We start from the raw sequence: 15,691 nt of genomic DNA, 5'->3' as shown, positions 1-15,691 counted from the left end.
ATCTCGATGACAGGCAATCTGGTTCCAAAGGACGTTTCATGAAACCAATCCTCGTGACCGGTGGTGCCGGATATATCGGGTCGCATGCCTGCAAGGCGCTTGCGCAGGCGGGTTATGTTCCCGTGACCTACGACAATCTGGTCACCGGCTGGCAGGATGCGGTGAAATACGGGCCGTTTGAACAGGGCGACCTGTTGGACCGGGCACGCCTGGACGAGGTATTTGCCAAACACAAGCCGGTTGCGGTGATGCATTTTGCGGCCCTCAGTCAGGTGGGCGACGCGATGCGGCAACCCGGGCTGTACTGGTCGAACAATGTCACCGGATCGCTGACGCTGATCGAGGCTGCGGTTGCGGCGGGCTGTCTGGATTTCGTGTTCTCGTCCACATGCGCCACCTATGGCGAGCATGACAATGTGGTGCTGGACGAGGCCACCGCCCAACACCCGCTGAATGCCTATGGTGCATCAAAGCGCGCGATCGAGGACATCCTGAGGGATTTCGAAGCGGCCCATGGGCTGCGCCATGTCATTTTCCGGTATTTCAACGTTGCTGGTGCCGATCCCGAAGGCGAAGTGGGCGAGTTTCACCGGCCTGAAACCCATCTGATCCCCCTGATGCTGGACGCGATTGATGGCAAGCGCGAGGGTTTGACCGTTTTTGGCACCGATTACGATACGCCGGACGGCACATGTATTCGCGATTATGTCCATGTCTGTGATCTGGTCGACGCACATGTTCTGGGGCTGGGCTGGTTGGAACAGGGTAAAGAAAGCCGTGTTTTCAATCTGGGCACCGGCTCGGGGTTTTCCGTGCTTGAAGTGATCGAGCATTCCAAATCCGTCACCAACCGCCCTGTGCCATATTCGGTCGGCGCCCGACGGGCGGGCGATTGCACCAAGCTGGTGTCCGGTTCCGTCCGCGCCCAAACCGAACTGGGATGGAAGCCGAAAAGGTCAACGTTAGAGACGATGATTGCGGATGCCTGGCGCTGGCATCAGAACGGCCACTACGAGAAATGAGGCCCCTGTGACGTCCAATACGGTTCAGACACTTCCTGATATCGGTTGGCGACAGGAATACCGGTTGCGCTGGAAACGGCGACGCCTTCTTTGGCGCTCGATGCGCAGCCGCCATCAACTGACCTGCCTGAAAGATCAGACAAGCAGGATACGGGGCGGCGACGTGCTGGCCTTTACCACCTTGCGCAATGAGATTACCCGCCTGCCCTGGTTCTTCCGTCACTACCGCCAGCTGGGCGTGAACCATTTTCTGATCGTCGACAACGGCAGCGATGACGGCTCGGCTGACTACCTGCAGGATCAACCGGATGTGTCCCTTTGGCAGACCCGGTCCAGCTATCGCGGATCACGCTTTGGGCTGGACTGGCTCAGCTGGCTACAGATGCGTTACGGCCATGGCCACTGGTGCCTGATGGTCGACGCGGATGAGTTGCTGGTTTATGCCCGGCACGACCGCCATTCCCTGCATGAGCTCACAGAATGGCTGGACCGGCAGGGGCGGGTCGGGTTTGGCGCTTTGATGCTGGATCTGTATCCAAAGGGGCCATTGGGCGGCCAAACCTATGACCCGGACACGGCCCCGATCGAGGTGCTGAACTGGTTTGACGCAGGCCCGTATCGCGCGCAGCGGCAAAGCCCGATGGGAAACCTTTGGGTTCAGGGCGGCGCACGCGAGCGGGTGTTTTTTGCCCAGACGCAGCAGCGATCCCCGACGCTGAACAAGATCCCGCTGATGCGCTGGTCGCGGCGCTATACCTACGTAAACTCGTGCCATTCCGCCCTGCCCCGTCGTCTGAACGCAGTGTATGACGGGCCAAGCGGCGACACCCCGTCCGGCGTGCTGCTGCATACGAAATTTCTGCCGGACATTATTGAAAAATCCAAAACTGAAAAGCTGCGCCGCCAGCATTTTCATGACCCGAACCAGTTCGGCACGTATTACGATCAGATACTCAGTCAACCAGACATGTGGACCCCGCACTCGGTGCGCTATACCGGCTGGTCGCAGTTGCTGGAGATGGGGCTGATGCGTGACGGCGGCTGGTCTTGAAAACAAATCGGGGGGGGTCAACGGCACCTTTACCATTTCCGGGGTTTAAAAAAGTTGCCTCAGAAGAGGTAGAAGTGGCATAAACCGACAATGTCCTGTCGCACCAGCGGTCGCGGCGGGTTCGGGGAAAGCTCGCGTCATAATAAAGGTTGGGCAGTCGCGTGAGCCTGTTTGATTCATACAAGATGAGATTGCGGCGCAAGCGCCGTATTCTGCGCTGCCTCAGACGTCGGCACGAACTTAAGCCCGCCAGCAACAACACGTCTGCCATCCGCCGCGACGATATCCTGTTGATGAGCGTTGTGCGAAACGAGAAAATTCGCCTGCCCTATTTTCTGGAATATTACCGCAAACTGGGTATCGACCATTTTCTGTTCATCGATAATGACAGCGATGACGGCAGTTTTGAATTCCTGAAACAGCAGTCCGATGTATCGGTCTGGCGGACGACTACCAGCTACAAACGTGCAAGCTATGGTCTGGACTGGTCGAATTACATTCTGCGCAAATACGCGCATGGACATTGGGTTCTGAGCGTCGACCCGGATGAGTTTTTCATCTACCCCTTCTGCGACACCCGCCCGATCCGCGCCCTGACAGACTGGCTGGACGGAAGTGCCGTGCGCAGCTTTGGCACCATGCTGATCGACATGTACCCCGAAGGGTCTGTGGATGCCGAAACCTATCGCGAGGGGCAGGATCCTTTTGAAATCGCACGGTGGTTCGATCCGGGGAATTACACGATCACCAAGAACCCGGATTACAAGAACCTGTGGATTCAGGGGGGTGCGCGGGCGCGTGTGTTCTTTCGCGACAAGCCATCCAAAGCCCCGGCACTGAACAAGATCCCGCTGGTCAAATGGGATCGGCGGTATGTCTATGTCAGCTCGACCCACTCGCTTTTGCCGCGCGGGCTGAATCAGGTGTACGACGAATGGGGTGGGGAAAAGGCCAGCGGCTCGTTGCTTCATGCCAAGCTGATTGACACCCTTGGCGACAAGGCGCGTGAAGAATTGCAACGCCGCCAGCATTATAGCGGTTCGGGCGAATACAAGGCCTATGCCGCACAGCTTGAAGACAAGCCCGTATTCTGGTGCGAGTGGTCCGAGGCCTATATCAACTGGCGGCAGCTTGAGATTCTGGGCCTGATGTCAAAGGGAAACTGGGCATGAGCGGTCTGGGCGTCGTCATGCTGGTTCATACCTCGCTGGACCGGGCCGAACAGGTCGCGCGCCATTGGACCGCTGCGGGATGCCCTGTTGTGATCCATGTGGATCGCAAAGTACCGAGCGAAGAATACGCGCGATGTGTTGCATCCTGTTCGGACAATCCCCGGATCGCATTTTCCGACCGGCATCAATGCGACTGGGGCGGGTGGGGCATCGTTGCCGCCTCACAAAGCGCGTCCGAACTGATGCTGGAGCAATTTCCGGAAACGCGCCACGTCTTCCTGTCGTCGGGGGCCTGCCTGCCGCTGCGCCCGGTTCAGGAGTTGATTGACTACCTGGCCGACCGGCCCCGTGTCGATTTCATCGAAAGCGCGACAACATCTGATGTCAGCTGGACAATCGGCGGGTTGGATCATGAACGGTTTACGCTGCGGTTCCCGTTTTCCTGGCGAAAACAGCGCGGATTGTTCGACGCATATGTAAAGCTTCAGCGCGCGGTCGGGTTTCGCCGGAAAATCCCCGACGGTTTGGTCCCGCATATGGGCAGCCAGTGGTGGTGCCTGACCCGTCAAACACTGTCTGCCATTTTGCAGGACCCCAAGCGCAAACAATATGACAGTTACTTCCGCCATGTTTGGATTCCGGATGAAAGCTATTTCCAGACATTGGCGCGGCTGTATTCTACACATATCGAGAGCCGATCCCTGACCCTGTCCAAGTTCGACTATCAGGGCCGCCCGCACATCTTCTACGACGACCATCTGCAATTGCTGCGGCGGTCAGACTGTTTTGTTGCCCGCAAGATCTGGCCCCGTGCGGAACGGCTGTATCAGGCGTTTCTGACCGATCAAGCAAGTGCGATGAAACCGGCCGAACCCAATCCCGGCAAGATTGACCGGGTGTTTTCCAAGGCGGTCGAGCGGCGGACGCGGGGGCGTGACGGGCTGTACATGCAAAGCCGGTTTCCCCGGCACGGCAGTGAAAACGGCCTTACCTCGTCACCCTATTCCGTATTTCAGGGCTTTTCCGAACTGTTTGAAGACTTCGAAGATTGGCTGGCCTCGGCCACTGGCACACGCGTGCACGGGCACCTGTTCGGACCCGAGCGTGCGGAATTTGCAAAGGGTGAAACCATCACAAACGGTGCGCTCAGCGATTGTGCTTTGCTGCGGGACTACAATCCAACGGCCTTTCTGTCGAACCTGATCTGGAACACACGCGGCGAGCGCCAGTGTTTCCAGTTCAGCCCCCGCGACACGCAGGACATCAACTGGTTTCTGGCGCGGGACAAGAATGCGCAAATCTCGGTCATCACAGGGGCCTGGGCAATTCCGCTGTTCCGGTCAAACCTGAACTTCTCGGACATCCGGAGCGAGGCCGCGCGTCTGCAACAGATCGAAACCAAACAGCTTGAGGTTTTGACCTCGGTCTGGACCAAGGCGCGGATGCGCAGCTGGTCTCTGGCCGATTTCATTGAAGCGCCGATGGAGCCCTTGCAGGCGATCCTGGACGAGATTGGCGCGCATCAAGCCAGTCACCTGACAGAAGCGCCCACAATGGTCGATCTGTCCGGCTTCGGGAAGTTCCTGCAAAACCTCAAGAATCAGGGTATGCACCCTTACCTGATGGGCGATTTCCCTTCGGACGATGTGTTCGGCCATCAGACGAAACCCTATCGCAAACCCTATCTGGTGCAGTAATTACCCATGCCAGCCAATTTTGATTACTTCGTTGTTCTGGCTGCCATGCGCACAGGGTCGAACCTTCTTGAGGCCAATCTGAACGCGCTGGACGGGGTTTCCTGTCATGGCGAAGCCTTTAACCCGCATTTTGCCGGCAACCTGAAGTCCGATACCCTTCTGGGTCTGTCGCTGGAAGACCGCGATGCAGATCCGATGCGACTGTTGAAGGCAATCCGGTCGGCACCGGGTGGCTTGAACGGTTTTCGGTATTTCCAGGACCACGATCCGCGCATTCTGAAGCCTGTGCTGAATGATCCGCGCTGCGCCAAGATCATTCTAACACGCAATCCGCTGGACAGTTTTCTGTCCCTGAAAATCGCGCGCACCACGCAGCAATGGCTGCTGAAGAACGTGAAGCGTCGCGTCGATGCACAGGTCGCTTTCGACGGGGTTGAGTTTTCTGAGTATCTCGATCAGGTCCACGGCCACCAACACATGTTGCAGCGGCATTTACAGAAGACCGGGCAAACCGCTTTTTTCATCACCTATGACGACCTGGCCGAGTTGGACGTTGTGAACGGTCTGGCCGCATGGCTGGGGGTCGAGGCGCGGCTGAGCAAGCTGGACGATACTCTGAAACCGCAAAACCCGGCACCTGCCGTATCGAAGGTCACCAACCCCGATGAGATGCAAGACGCCCTGTCCAAACTGGACAGGTTCGGATTGCACCAGCCTTCCCGTTTCGAACCAAACCGGGGGGCGGCAGTACCGCAATACATCGCCGCAGCCGGATCAGCATTGATGTATTTGCCCATTCGCGGCGGAGTAGAGCCTGTTATTGCGCAATGGATGGCCGACATGGATGGCTGTTCTACGGACGATCTGGTCACAAACCGGAACCGCAAGGAAATCCGCGCCTGGATGCAAGACCACCCCGGACACCGGAAGTTCACCGTGTTGCGCCACCCGCTGGCACGGGCGCATTCGGCGTTTTGCCAGTACATTCTGGATACCGGGCCGGGCAGTTACAAGATGGTTCGCAATTACCTGCGCAACCGCCTTGACCTGCCGATCCCCGGGCAGGTGCGCGACACCAATTACTCGGTCGAACAGCATCGGGATGCGTTTCTGGCGTTCCTCGGGTTCCTGCGCATGAACCTCAACGGTCAGACGCCGATCCGCGTTGACGGGACGTGGTGCAGCCAGTCCCGCACGCTGGATGGTATTGCCAGCTTTTTGATGCCGGACCTGATTCTGCGGGAAGAAGAGCTGACCACGGCTCTGCCGGATCTGGCCCGCTCAACAGGCCACCCCAATCCGCCGGTTCCCGGCCCGTGCGCGCAAGATGTTCCGTTTACGCTGGATCAGATCTATGACGAACAGCTTGAAGCGCTGGCATCCGAGGTCTACCAGCACGACTATGAAACATTCGGGATTGCAGCGTGGGCGCCTGTGCCCCCTAAGGGCGCAGGGTGATCAGCGTCCCTCGGTTGACCATCGCATAGATTTCTTCGATCTCGTCATTCTTGACCGCGATGCATCCCGCGGTCCAATCCGGAGTTTTCTTGGCGCGTTTGAACTCGGATCGTAGATTTGGCTGCCCGTGAATGAAGATGTCCCCACCGGGATCAACTCCCGCAGCCTTAGCCTTGGCGATGTCCTGAGAGTTGGGATACGATATCCCGATAGACAGGTGATACCGGCTGTTGGGGTTGTGCCGATCGATCAGGTAACTTCCTTCGGGCGTGCGGCCGTCTCCGCGTTTGGTTTTTGTGCCCTGCGGCGCAAATCCCAGATCCACATCATATTCCTTGAGGACTTTTTCGTGGTGCAACAAATAAAGTTTGCGCGCGCCCTTGTTGACCACCAGCGAGGTGACCTCGGGCCCATCATAAGTCAGAAAATTTGGTCGGGCTGATGCACAAGCCGATAGGCCCAGCGTTGCTACCGCCCCCAATCCGAATGCTCGACGATCCATGTTTCACTGCCTGCTTTGTTTTTTTGGGGCTTATTATGCCAAAAAACGCGAAAACTGAAATCACTTTTTGATGTTCAAGTTTTCGGTCAGATGCCGCTCGATGCTCTCCAAGCGTTCCAGAACCTCATCACGATACGCATCAGTTTTGACCTCATCCTCTGCATGGTGCGCGTCCTGCATGGAATTTACGATCAGACCCACCAATAGGTTCACCACCGCAAAGGTTGTGACCATAATGAAGGGGACGAAGAACAGCCAGGCATAGGGATAAACCTCCATCACCGGGCGGACGATCCCCATCGACCAGCTTTCAAGCGTCATGATCTGAAACAGTGTATAGGCCGACAGGCCAAGATCGCCGAACCAATCCGGGAAGGTTGCCGAGAACAGCTTGGTCGAGATCACGGCACCGATATAGAACAGAATTGCCATCAGCAGGAAAACACTGGCCATTCCCGGTAGGGCCGAGATGAACCCTTCAACCACCCGGCGCAGTCTTGGCGCAACGGAAATCACGCGCAATACCCGCAGGATTCGCAGGGCTCGCAGAACGGAAAGACCTCCGGCGCTGGGAACAAGCGCAATGCCGACGATCAGGAAATCGAAATTGTTCCAGCCGTTTGTGAAAAACCTGCGTCCGGTCGCGGTCAGCTTCATGGCGATTTCCGCCACAAAGATCGCAAGGCACAGCTTGTCCAGCATCACGATCAGCGGCCCGGCGGCTTCCATCAGGGTCGGCGACGTCTCCATCCCCAAAAGCACTGCGTTAAAGATGATGACAGCCGTTATGAATTGCCCGAATGCAGGCGCTTCGATGATGTTCAGCAGACGCTGTCTGAAACCCATGGATCGCTTTCTCCTGTCTGATCAAGATGCGGCGTTCAGGGTAAACCGCGCAGCAAGTTCCGTATGTGACGACCATCGAAACTGGTCAACGACCTGCACCCATTCAAGGGTATAGCCAGCGTTAACCAATATTTTTGCATCGCGCGCGAAGGTGACGGGGTTGCACGAGACATAGGCAATCACCGGGCGTCTGGCCTGTACCAGCTCGGCCACCTGTGCCTCGGCACCAGCGCGGGGCGGGTCCAGAACGACTGCGTCAAACGATTTCAGTTCATCCGGCATCAATGGACGACGGAACAGGTCGCGGGCCTCGGTCGTCACGCGTTTCAGACCTTGCGCCCTGCGCCAGCCCTGATCCAGCGCCTGCACCATGTCCGTGGCACCTTCGACCGCGTGAACCTCGGCTTTTTCTGCCAGAGGCAATGAGAATGTGCCGCTGCCCGCAAACAGGTCAACAATTCGTTTCGCACCCCGTGTTGCCTCGGAAACGGCCTGTAATAGAGCCTGTTCTCCGTCCTTGGTCGCCTGAAGGAAGGCACCGGGTGGTGGCGTGACGGCGGCGGCCCCAAAGCGCTGAACCGGAGCGTGGCGCATGGCGATCACTTCACCATCCCAGCTGAGCCGCGCCAGACCATGTTTTTCGGTTTCCTGCGCGAGTGCCAGTTCCAGCGGCCCATCCAGGGGCTTGCCGCCCTTGACGGCCACATCCAGCCCGCCTTCGGACAGGGTGAGCGTGACGGCCAAGACGCCCTTGCGGCTGCCGCCCAGAACCGCCAGCGCCTCGGCTGCGGGAATGGCGGCGATCAGGGCCGGGTCAAGCAATAGGCAATCCGGGATTTCGGTGATCGTATCCGATGCACGTCCATGGAACCCGGCCAATGTGCCTTTCTTGGTCCGCCTGACGGCAATCGTGGCGCGTCGGCGTGAGTGTTCGGGAGATGTGTGTATCGGACGCATCAGCGCCTCAACCCCCTGCGCGGACAGGGCGTTGCGGACAATGCTCAGCTTCCAGTCGGCGACAAACACGTCGGAGGCGTGTTGCAGCTGACAGCCACCGCAGGCTTTGTAATGGCGGCACGGGGCTTTCACCCGGACATCAGACGGTACTTCGACGCGGATATCGGTCAGCACCTGATCAAAAAGGGTGCCGCTGACAACCTCACCCGGAAGGGTGCGTGGAGCGTAAACGGGCCCATCAGCGATGCCGTCGCCCTGATGGCCGAGCCGGGTGATTGTGTATTTCTGCGTCATGAGGGGCCTGATAGCCGGGCTTTGGGTTCAACAAAACCCTTATTCGGCAGCTTCCGCCTGAATGAAACCACCAGATTGCCGATGCCAGAACCGGGCATAAAGCCCGCCCTGATCCAAAAGATCCTCGTGACTTCCGGTTTCCACGATTTGCCCCTGATCCAGAACGATAATCCGGTCCATCTCGCTGAGTGTCGACAATCTGTGGGCGATGGCCAGAACGGTTTTGCCCTGCATCACCCGATGAAGCGCCGATTGAATCGACGCCTCGACCTCGGAATCAAGGGCCGAGGTTGCTTCGTCCAGAACCAGAATGGGCGCATCTTTGAGAATGGCGCGTGCAAGGGCGATCCGTTGCCTTTGGCCACCGCTGAGCTTTACGCCACGCTCGCCCAGATGAGCGTCATAGCCGGTACGGCCCTGGCCGTCCTTGAGGCTCAGGATAAAGTCATGCGCTTCGGCCTTGATTGCCGCTTCGATCAACTCGGCCTCGGACGCGTCCGGACGACCATAGAGGATGTTTTCGCGGGCAGACCGGTTGAACATCGCCGTTTCCTGCGTGACCATGCCGATCTGGCGGCGCAAACTGTCCTGCGTGACCTGCGACACGTCCTGCCCGTCGATGCAAATAGCGCCGTTTTCCCTGTCATAGAGCCGAAGAAGCAGCGAAACGAGCGTTGATTTACCCGCCCCTGAGGCCCCGACAATTCCCAGCTTCTCGCCCGGTTTCACAGTCAGCGTCAGGTCCGTAACACCGCCCACATCCCGGCCGTATGCAAAACTGACATCTTCAAACGAGATGGATCCTTCGGTCACATCAAGATCCTTCGCGCTGCGCGCATCTTCGACCCTGTCCCTTCTGGCCAGCGTCTTCATCCCGTTTTCAATCTCGCCCACATTGGCATAGAGGCCCATCAACGTGAAGCTGACCCATCCGGTCATCTGCGAAATGCGAACCGACACCGCGCCCGCAGCAACGATGTCACCTGCGGTTGCCATTCCGAACTGCCATAACCACAGCGTCGCCCCCAGCAGGAGAACAGGCAGAATGCCGGCAAGCGCCATCAGGACGAACCGGAAACTGGCCGACAGCTTGCCGAACGCCAGCGATTTTTTCCGCAGCTCGACCATTGAATGCCGCGCGGCCTGATCTTCGAAATCCGAGTGCGCAAAAAGCTTGACGGTTTTGATGTTGGTGATCGTGTCGACCACCTGCCCCGAAACCATCGCCCGCGCGCCGGCGCGTGCGGCCGAGCGCATGCGAATACGCGGCAGGTACCAACGCACAAGCAGGAAATAGACCACCAACCAGGCCGCAAAAGGCAGCATCACCAAAGGATGAATAGACCCTAACAAAAGCAAAGAGCCCACCAGCGACGCCAATGCAAACACTATCGCACTGATCGTTTCGGACACGACCGAGGCCATGGCGTTCGACGTTTGCATCTGTTTCTGGGCGATGCGCCCGGCGAAATCATCGTCGAAATAGGTGACAGACTGGCCCAGCGTCCAGCGGTTCAGCTTGGCCAGCACCAAAGGCGTGATGTTGGGCATCACGATATAGTTGTTCGAAATTGAAGACAGCCCAAACAGGATCGGGCGCAGCAGCATGAAGAACACCACCGCCCCAAAGATCATCCACATATTCCCGGCGGTCATGAAATGCTCGGGCCCGCTGGATGTTGCCACATCGATCACACGCCCCAGAATCCATGCTGTTCCAGCCTCCATCGCGCCAGCCAGCGCCGAAAAGAACGCGGCGACAAACAGCATGGGCCAGGCGCCCGAAAGGCTCCAGCGAATGAACGCCCCCAATGTCTGCGGCGGGGGCGTTTCAGTGGTCCTGAACGGATAGATGAGATCGGCAATCTTCATTCAGCGGCCTCCGGGTTCATGAAGCCGCCAGATTGCCGCGCCCAGAACTGCGCGTAAAGGCCGCCCTGCGCCAACAGATCAGAATGCGCGCCCTCTTCGACGATGCGGCCCCCGTCCATCACCAGAATGCGATCCATCTGCGCAATGGTGCTGAGCCGGTGGGCGATGGCGATCACGGTTTTGCCCTGCATCATGCCGTAGAGCGTTTCCTGAATTGACGCTTCGACCTCGGAATCCAACGCCGATGTCGCCTCATCCAGCAAGAGGATTGGTGCGTCTTTCAGGATCACCCGGGCCAGCGTTACCCGCTGCCGCTGACCACCAGACAACTTTACGCCCCGCTCACCCACATGCGCGTCATACCCGGTGCGCCCCTGCGGATCTTGCAGGTCAAGGATGAACGCATGCGCTTCGGCCTGTTTGGCTGCGGCAATCATCTGCGCCTCGGTCGCGTCCGGGCGGCCGTAAAGGATGTTGTCACGCACAGACCGGTGCAGCAGCGAACTGTCTTGCTGGACCATGCCGATATGGCTGCGCAGGCTGTCCTGCGTGACGCCCGCAATGTTCTGATCATCGATCAGAATGGCACCGCGTTCGACGTCGTAAAACCGCAAAAGCAGCTTTACCAGAGTCGATTTCCCGGCACCCGACCGCCCAATGAGACCGACCTTTTCACCGGGCTGAATGGTCAGGTTGATGTGGTCAAGCCCACCAGCCTCGCGCCCGTAATGGTGCGAGAGATCCCGGATCTGAATTTCTCCTCTGGTCAACCGCAGGGGTTTGGCTTCGCGCGCGTCAAGCAGGTCGATGGGTTGCGCGATGGTCTCCATCCCCTCGGCCACGATACCAAGTTGGCGGAAGAAGCTGGTCAGCGCCCACATGATCCATCCGGTCATGGCGTTCAGGCGCAGGGTCAGTGCGGTTGCTGCCGCGACGACACCAACCGAAGCGGAACCCTGCATCCACAAGGCAATTGCCCAGCCCACGACACCCACGATCAGCACCCCGTTCAGGGTGACCAGAACCGCATCCATGATGGTGAAAATCCGCATCTCGATCTGGAATGTCCGGCGGGTTTCCTCGATCGCTTCGCGGGCATAGTCCAGCTCTTGCGGGCCGTGCGCGAACATCTTGACGGAATGAATGTTTGTATAGCTGTCCACGACGCGGCCCGTAACGGTTGACCGCGCATCGGATGCCGCCTTGGACGCCGGCCCGACACGGTGAACCGTCCAGCGCACCAGCATCGCGTAGAACGCAAACCAGATCAGCAGCGGGATCAGCAGACGCGCATCCGCCGCATAAAGCAGGATTGCCGCCCCGATCAGGTAAGCCAGTGAAAAGGAAATCGCGTCAAAGACCTGAAAGATCACCTCACCCGCTGCGGGCGGTGTCTGCATGATCCGGTTGGCAATCCGCCCGGCAAAATCATTCTCGAACCAGCCAACCGACTGACGCAGAACGTGCTTATGGGCGCGCCAGCGGATCAGAGTGCCAAAGTTCGGCAGAATCGTGTTGTTCAGGATCAGTACGTCGACCAGATGCAACAAAGGGCGCAGAAACAGGACAAAGGCCGCGATCAACAGCAGCTCGGTCCCGTGGTTCTGCCACACCTCGGTTGGTGTGCCGCCCAACAGGTCAACGACACGACCCATATAATAGATCAACCCAATCTCGACACCGGCGACGATAATGGAAATCAGCGCAGCCCAGACAAACACCCGATAGAACGGGCGCGAATAGTCCAGCAGAAACGGCCACAGCCGGGTCGGCGGCGCGTCAGCCTCATGATAGGCGACAAAAGGGTCAACAAGGTTTTCGAAATAGCGAAACATGGAGTGTGCTCCGATTGAGCAGAGATAAAGACGTGCGAAGACAGATGGCGCCTGAACACCACCCTTTACGGGGCAAGTGTCCCGGCTTTAGCCGAACCAGATCCCGTAATACATTCGCATTCCTCCATCCATGTGACGGGCGCACCTAACCACAATGGACCAAAGTTGTCATCCCCTTTTGAGACTAAACATTAACTTGCAAGCAAGTCCTCGCGCGACAGCGCAAAACCCGACGCGATCCACCGGCTTTCAAGCTCGGCCAGCTTTTGGCCCAGCGCCGGGCCGGTAAACCCGGGGATCAGGTCTTTGGCTTGTATCGGGAAACGCGCGGCTGCGCCTGCGTGCAGGTCCTGTCTGAAGCTTTCGGACCAGGGCTGTTCGAAAAACGCGCACCGCAAAAGGGTTTTGTTCAACCCGCCTTCGTCACCATACCGATAGCCCAGTTCAGCCACGCTGGTGGTTGACTGCGCTTCGGTCCGCATTCCGGTCAGGCGTTGCAGTTGCGAACGGCTCAAGCGCAGGGTTGCGGCGTCATCGGGCGTCGCGATGGCCGCCAGACGGCGCAGGGGGTTCGACTCGGCACCTGCCGCATGTTCCAAAGCGACCAGAGGTGCCAGTGACCGGTCATCCGCGCCTGGCAGCAATTGCGCCAATACGCCTGTGCTGCGCATCGTCGCAATGGCCGGGGCCGGATCAGGCGCGCCCAGCAGTTTCAGCAGTTCCGCCCCGACGCGTTCCCGCGACAACGAGGTCAGCCCGTCAAGATTGGCACCAATGGCAGCCAGCGCGTCCGGGTCGAAACCGGCATCCGGGTCGCCATACCATGCGTGAAACCGGAAATAGCGCAGTGACCGCAGATAGTCTTCGCGAATGCGGTCCTCTGCTTCACCGATGAACCGCACCCGCCGGGCCCGAAGGTCGGGAAGCCCGCCAAGCGGGTCTAACACAGTGCCATCGGGCCTTGCATAAAGTGCATTCATGGTAAAATCGCGCCGCGCAGCATCTTCTTCGACGTGATCGGAAAAGGCGATGACGGCGCGGCGACCATCGGTTTCGACGTCACGCCGGAAAGTGGTGATCTCGTGCGGGATACCGGCGCTGACCACTGTAATCGTGCCATGGTCGATACCGGTGGGGATGGCCTTGAGGCCGGCAGCCTGCGCCATCTCGACAACCCGTTCAGGCCGGGCATCAGTGGCAATGTCGATATCCGACACCGGCGCGCCCAGCAGCGCATTGCGCACGCACCCACCCACAAAAAGCGCCTGCGCCCCGGATGAGGTCAGGGCGGCGCATACCTTTTGGGTCGCCGGTTCGCTGACCCAAAGCTCCTCAATCTGCATCATTCATTCACCCGTGCTGCAAGCCCGCGCAATATGCGGGCCGTCGCGCCCCATATGTAATAAGGGCCGTACGGAACTGTGTAATATCTGCGTTTCTGGCCGCGCCAGAGGCGCGATTCAACCAGATAATTCTTGGGATTCAAAAGATGCGCAAGGGGGGTCGAAAAGACTTCGTCGACTTCGCCGGGTTCCGGAACAGGTTGAAATCCCTTTCGAAGAACGGCCACCACGGGTGTGACCGTGAAAGAGGTGACTGTTTCATGCGTCGGCAGGTAACCCAGGATTTCGGGAAGGTCCGCGGGCAGGCCGATCTCTTCCTGTGCTTCGCGCAGGGCCGTTGCCGTGACATCCGCATCCCCTTGATCCTGTTTGCCGCCTGGAAACGCGATCTGACCCGGATGGTGTTTGAGGGCCGAGGACCGTTTCGTCAGGATCACCCGAGGGGTGTCATCCGCAAGCGAGATTGCAACCAGAACCCCCGCCGGGCGCAGGCGGCGCCCGGGTGGCAGGACAGTATCCGGGTTCAGGTCAAAATCGCTGGACCCGTGACCGGGACGGCGCAGCGCCGCCCGGATCTGTTCAATCGGGTCAAGCACCCTTGCGGTCTTCGGCTTCAAAGCCAACTGTTGATGGATCAAGCACATAATGTGCGCCGCAGAATTGGCAATCTGCGGTGACCTGACCTTCGGGCGTCGTCATCTTTTCGAGGTCCTTTGCCGAATAGATCGACAAGCTCTGCCGAACCCGGTCTTCGGAGCAGGTGCAACCAAACTGCACGGACTGCGCATCATAGACCCGTGGCTGTTCTTCGTGGAACAGCCGGATCAACAAATCAGTCGGCGCAATCGAGGGACCAATCAGCTCAAGATCCTCGACCGTGTCCAGCAGGATATTGACCCGCCCCCAATTCTCGCCCTCTTCACCGTCGACCAGATCGCTGGCGGTCAGGATCTCACCATTGCCTTCCCCCGAGGCGGCAAATGGCGAGGCTTTGGGCATATGCTGCAACATGATGCCCCCGGCACGCCAGTGTTCATCCACGCCGGGCTCGGTCGATTTGCCAAAGCTCAGCGAGAACCGGGTTGGCAGCTGCTCAGACTGTGCAAAATAGGCCTCGGCGCAGGCGCTGAGAGAGGCCCCGGTCAGCGGCGTGATACCCTGATAGGGTTGCGTGCCTTCGCCCTGGTCTATCATGATGGCAAAATACCCTTCGCCCACCTGATCGAAGGGGGCCGTATCGGTGAGCCGGTCACGGTCAAAGCTGGCATAGGCCCGGATCTGCGCCGGCTGGCCTTCGGCCTTGGGTGCGTAATAGTCGGTCGCAATCATGCGCACCGGCCCCTTGGATTGCACCTGCAACGACAGTTTCCAACGCAGCGCAACCGTCTGCCCGATCAATGCGGTCAGCAGGGCCATCTCGGCCACCAGCGCCTCGACCTGTTCGGGGTAGTCATGCTGCTTCAGGATGCCATCCAGCACACCATCCAGACGAGCCACACGGCCACGCATATCCGATACATCGAGTTGAAAGGGCAGGACGGTATCGTCCCACGCGATTTTCGTTCCAAGAGACATGGGGTTTCCTTACGCGCCACAGGTTGGCATACCGGCACCATATAGGTCGAACAGATTAGGTTGTAAG

13 protein-coding genes are annotated in these 15,691 nt (G+C 58.7%); 5 read left to right on the top strand and 8 right to left on the bottom strand.

Annotated elements, in window-relative coordinates; genetic code table 11:
* The first annotated feature begins 38 nt into the window (after window positions 1-38).
* The 5 genes from galE to ACR0AD_RS09060 all read left to right on the top strand — a co-directional run bounded on the left by galE (window position 39) and on the right by ACR0AD_RS09060 (window position 6,400).
* Complete coding sequence (gene galE, locus ACR0AD_RS09080) at window positions 39-1,022, top strand: UDP-glucose 4-epimerase GalE (protein WP_480486955.1); 984 nt, start codon at window positions 39-41, stop codon at window positions 1,020-1,022.
* A 7-nt stretch (window positions 1,023-1,029) separates the two neighbouring features.
* Window positions 1,030-2,073 (top strand): glycosyltransferase family 2 protein, encoded by a 1,044-nt coding sequence (locus ACR0AD_RS09075; protein WP_480486953.1) that lies wholly within the window; start codon window positions 1,030-1,032, stop codon window positions 2,071-2,073.
* Window positions 2,074-2,258: 185 nt separating this feature from the next.
* Window positions 2,259-3,245, top strand: a complete 987-nt coding sequence (locus ACR0AD_RS09070) for a glycosyltransferase family 2 protein (RefSeq protein ID WP_480487106.1) — start codon at window positions 2,259-2,261, stop codon at window positions 3,243-3,245.
* On the top strand, window positions 3,242-4,942 hold the full coding sequence (locus ACR0AD_RS09065) for a DUF5927 domain-containing protein (protein ID WP_480486951.1): 1,701 nt from the start codon (window positions 3,242-3,244) through the stop codon (window positions 4,940-4,942). The genes ACR0AD_RS09070 and ACR0AD_RS09065 overlap by 4 nt, the downstream gene beginning before the upstream one ends.
* Window positions 4,943-4,948: 6 nt before the next feature.
* Window positions 4,949-6,400, top strand: coding sequence for a nodulation protein NodH (locus ACR0AD_RS09060; protein ID WP_480486949.1), 1,452 nt, complete (start codon window positions 4,949-4,951; stop codon window positions 6,398-6,400).
* Here the strand turns inward: ACR0AD_RS09060 and ACR0AD_RS09055 are convergent.
* The 8 genes from ACR0AD_RS09055 to hslO form a co-directional block, all read right to left on the bottom strand.
* Complete coding sequence (locus tag ACR0AD_RS09055; protein ID WP_480486947.1) at window positions 6,384-6,902, bottom strand: L,D-transpeptidase family protein; 519 nt, start codon at window positions 6,900-6,902, stop codon at window positions 6,384-6,386. The two genes, ACR0AD_RS09060 and ACR0AD_RS09055, sit on opposite strands and share 17 nt — an antisense overlap.
* Before the next feature lie 60 nt (window positions 6,903-6,962).
* Window positions 6,963-7,748 carry an ion transporter gene (locus ACR0AD_RS09050; RefSeq protein WP_480486945.1) on the bottom strand — a complete coding sequence of 262 codons (786 nt, stop codon included), beginning with the start codon at window positions 7,746-7,748 and terminating at the stop codon, window positions 6,963-6,965.
* Between the two features lie 21 nt (window positions 7,749-7,769).
* Complete coding sequence (locus tag ACR0AD_RS09045) at window positions 7,770-8,999, bottom strand: class I SAM-dependent RNA methyltransferase (protein WP_480486943.1); 1,230 nt, start codon at window positions 8,997-8,999, stop codon at window positions 7,770-7,772.
* A gap of 39 nt (window positions 9,000-9,038) precedes the next feature.
* A complete protein-coding gene (locus ACR0AD_RS09040; protein ID WP_480486941.1) occupies window positions 9,039-10,871 on the bottom strand; it encodes an ABC transporter ATP-binding protein in 1,833 nt (610 codons plus the stop codon).
* Window positions 10,868-12,706, bottom strand: coding sequence for an ABC transporter ATP-binding protein (locus ACR0AD_RS09035; protein WP_480486940.1), 1,839 nt, complete (start codon window positions 12,704-12,706; stop codon window positions 10,868-10,870). Before ACR0AD_RS09035 ends, ACR0AD_RS09040 begins: the two co-directional genes overlap by 4 nt.
* Window positions 12,707-12,897: 191 nt before the next feature.
* Window positions 12,898-14,052, bottom strand: coding sequence for a CCA tRNA nucleotidyltransferase (locus tag ACR0AD_RS09030; RefSeq protein ID WP_480486938.1), 1,155 nt, complete (start codon window positions 14,050-14,052; stop codon window positions 12,898-12,900).
* Entirely contained in the window at window positions 14,049-14,645 is a 597-nt protein-coding gene (locus ACR0AD_RS09025) for a CoA pyrophosphatase (RefSeq protein WP_480486936.1), read from the bottom strand. Before ACR0AD_RS09025 ends, ACR0AD_RS09030 begins: the two co-directional genes overlap by 4 nt.
* Window positions 14,638-15,624, bottom strand: a complete 987-nt coding sequence (gene hslO, locus ACR0AD_RS09020; protein ID WP_480486934.1) for an Hsp33 family molecular chaperone HslO — start codon at window positions 15,622-15,624, stop codon at window positions 14,638-14,640. The genes ACR0AD_RS09025 and hslO overlap by 8 nt, the downstream gene beginning before the upstream one ends.
* Window positions 15,625-15,691 lie beyond the last annotated feature (67 nt).

Source organism: Ruegeria sp. BH8, from assembly GCF_056538065.1.
This window is presented reverse-complemented; position numbering and strand designations above follow the sequence as displayed.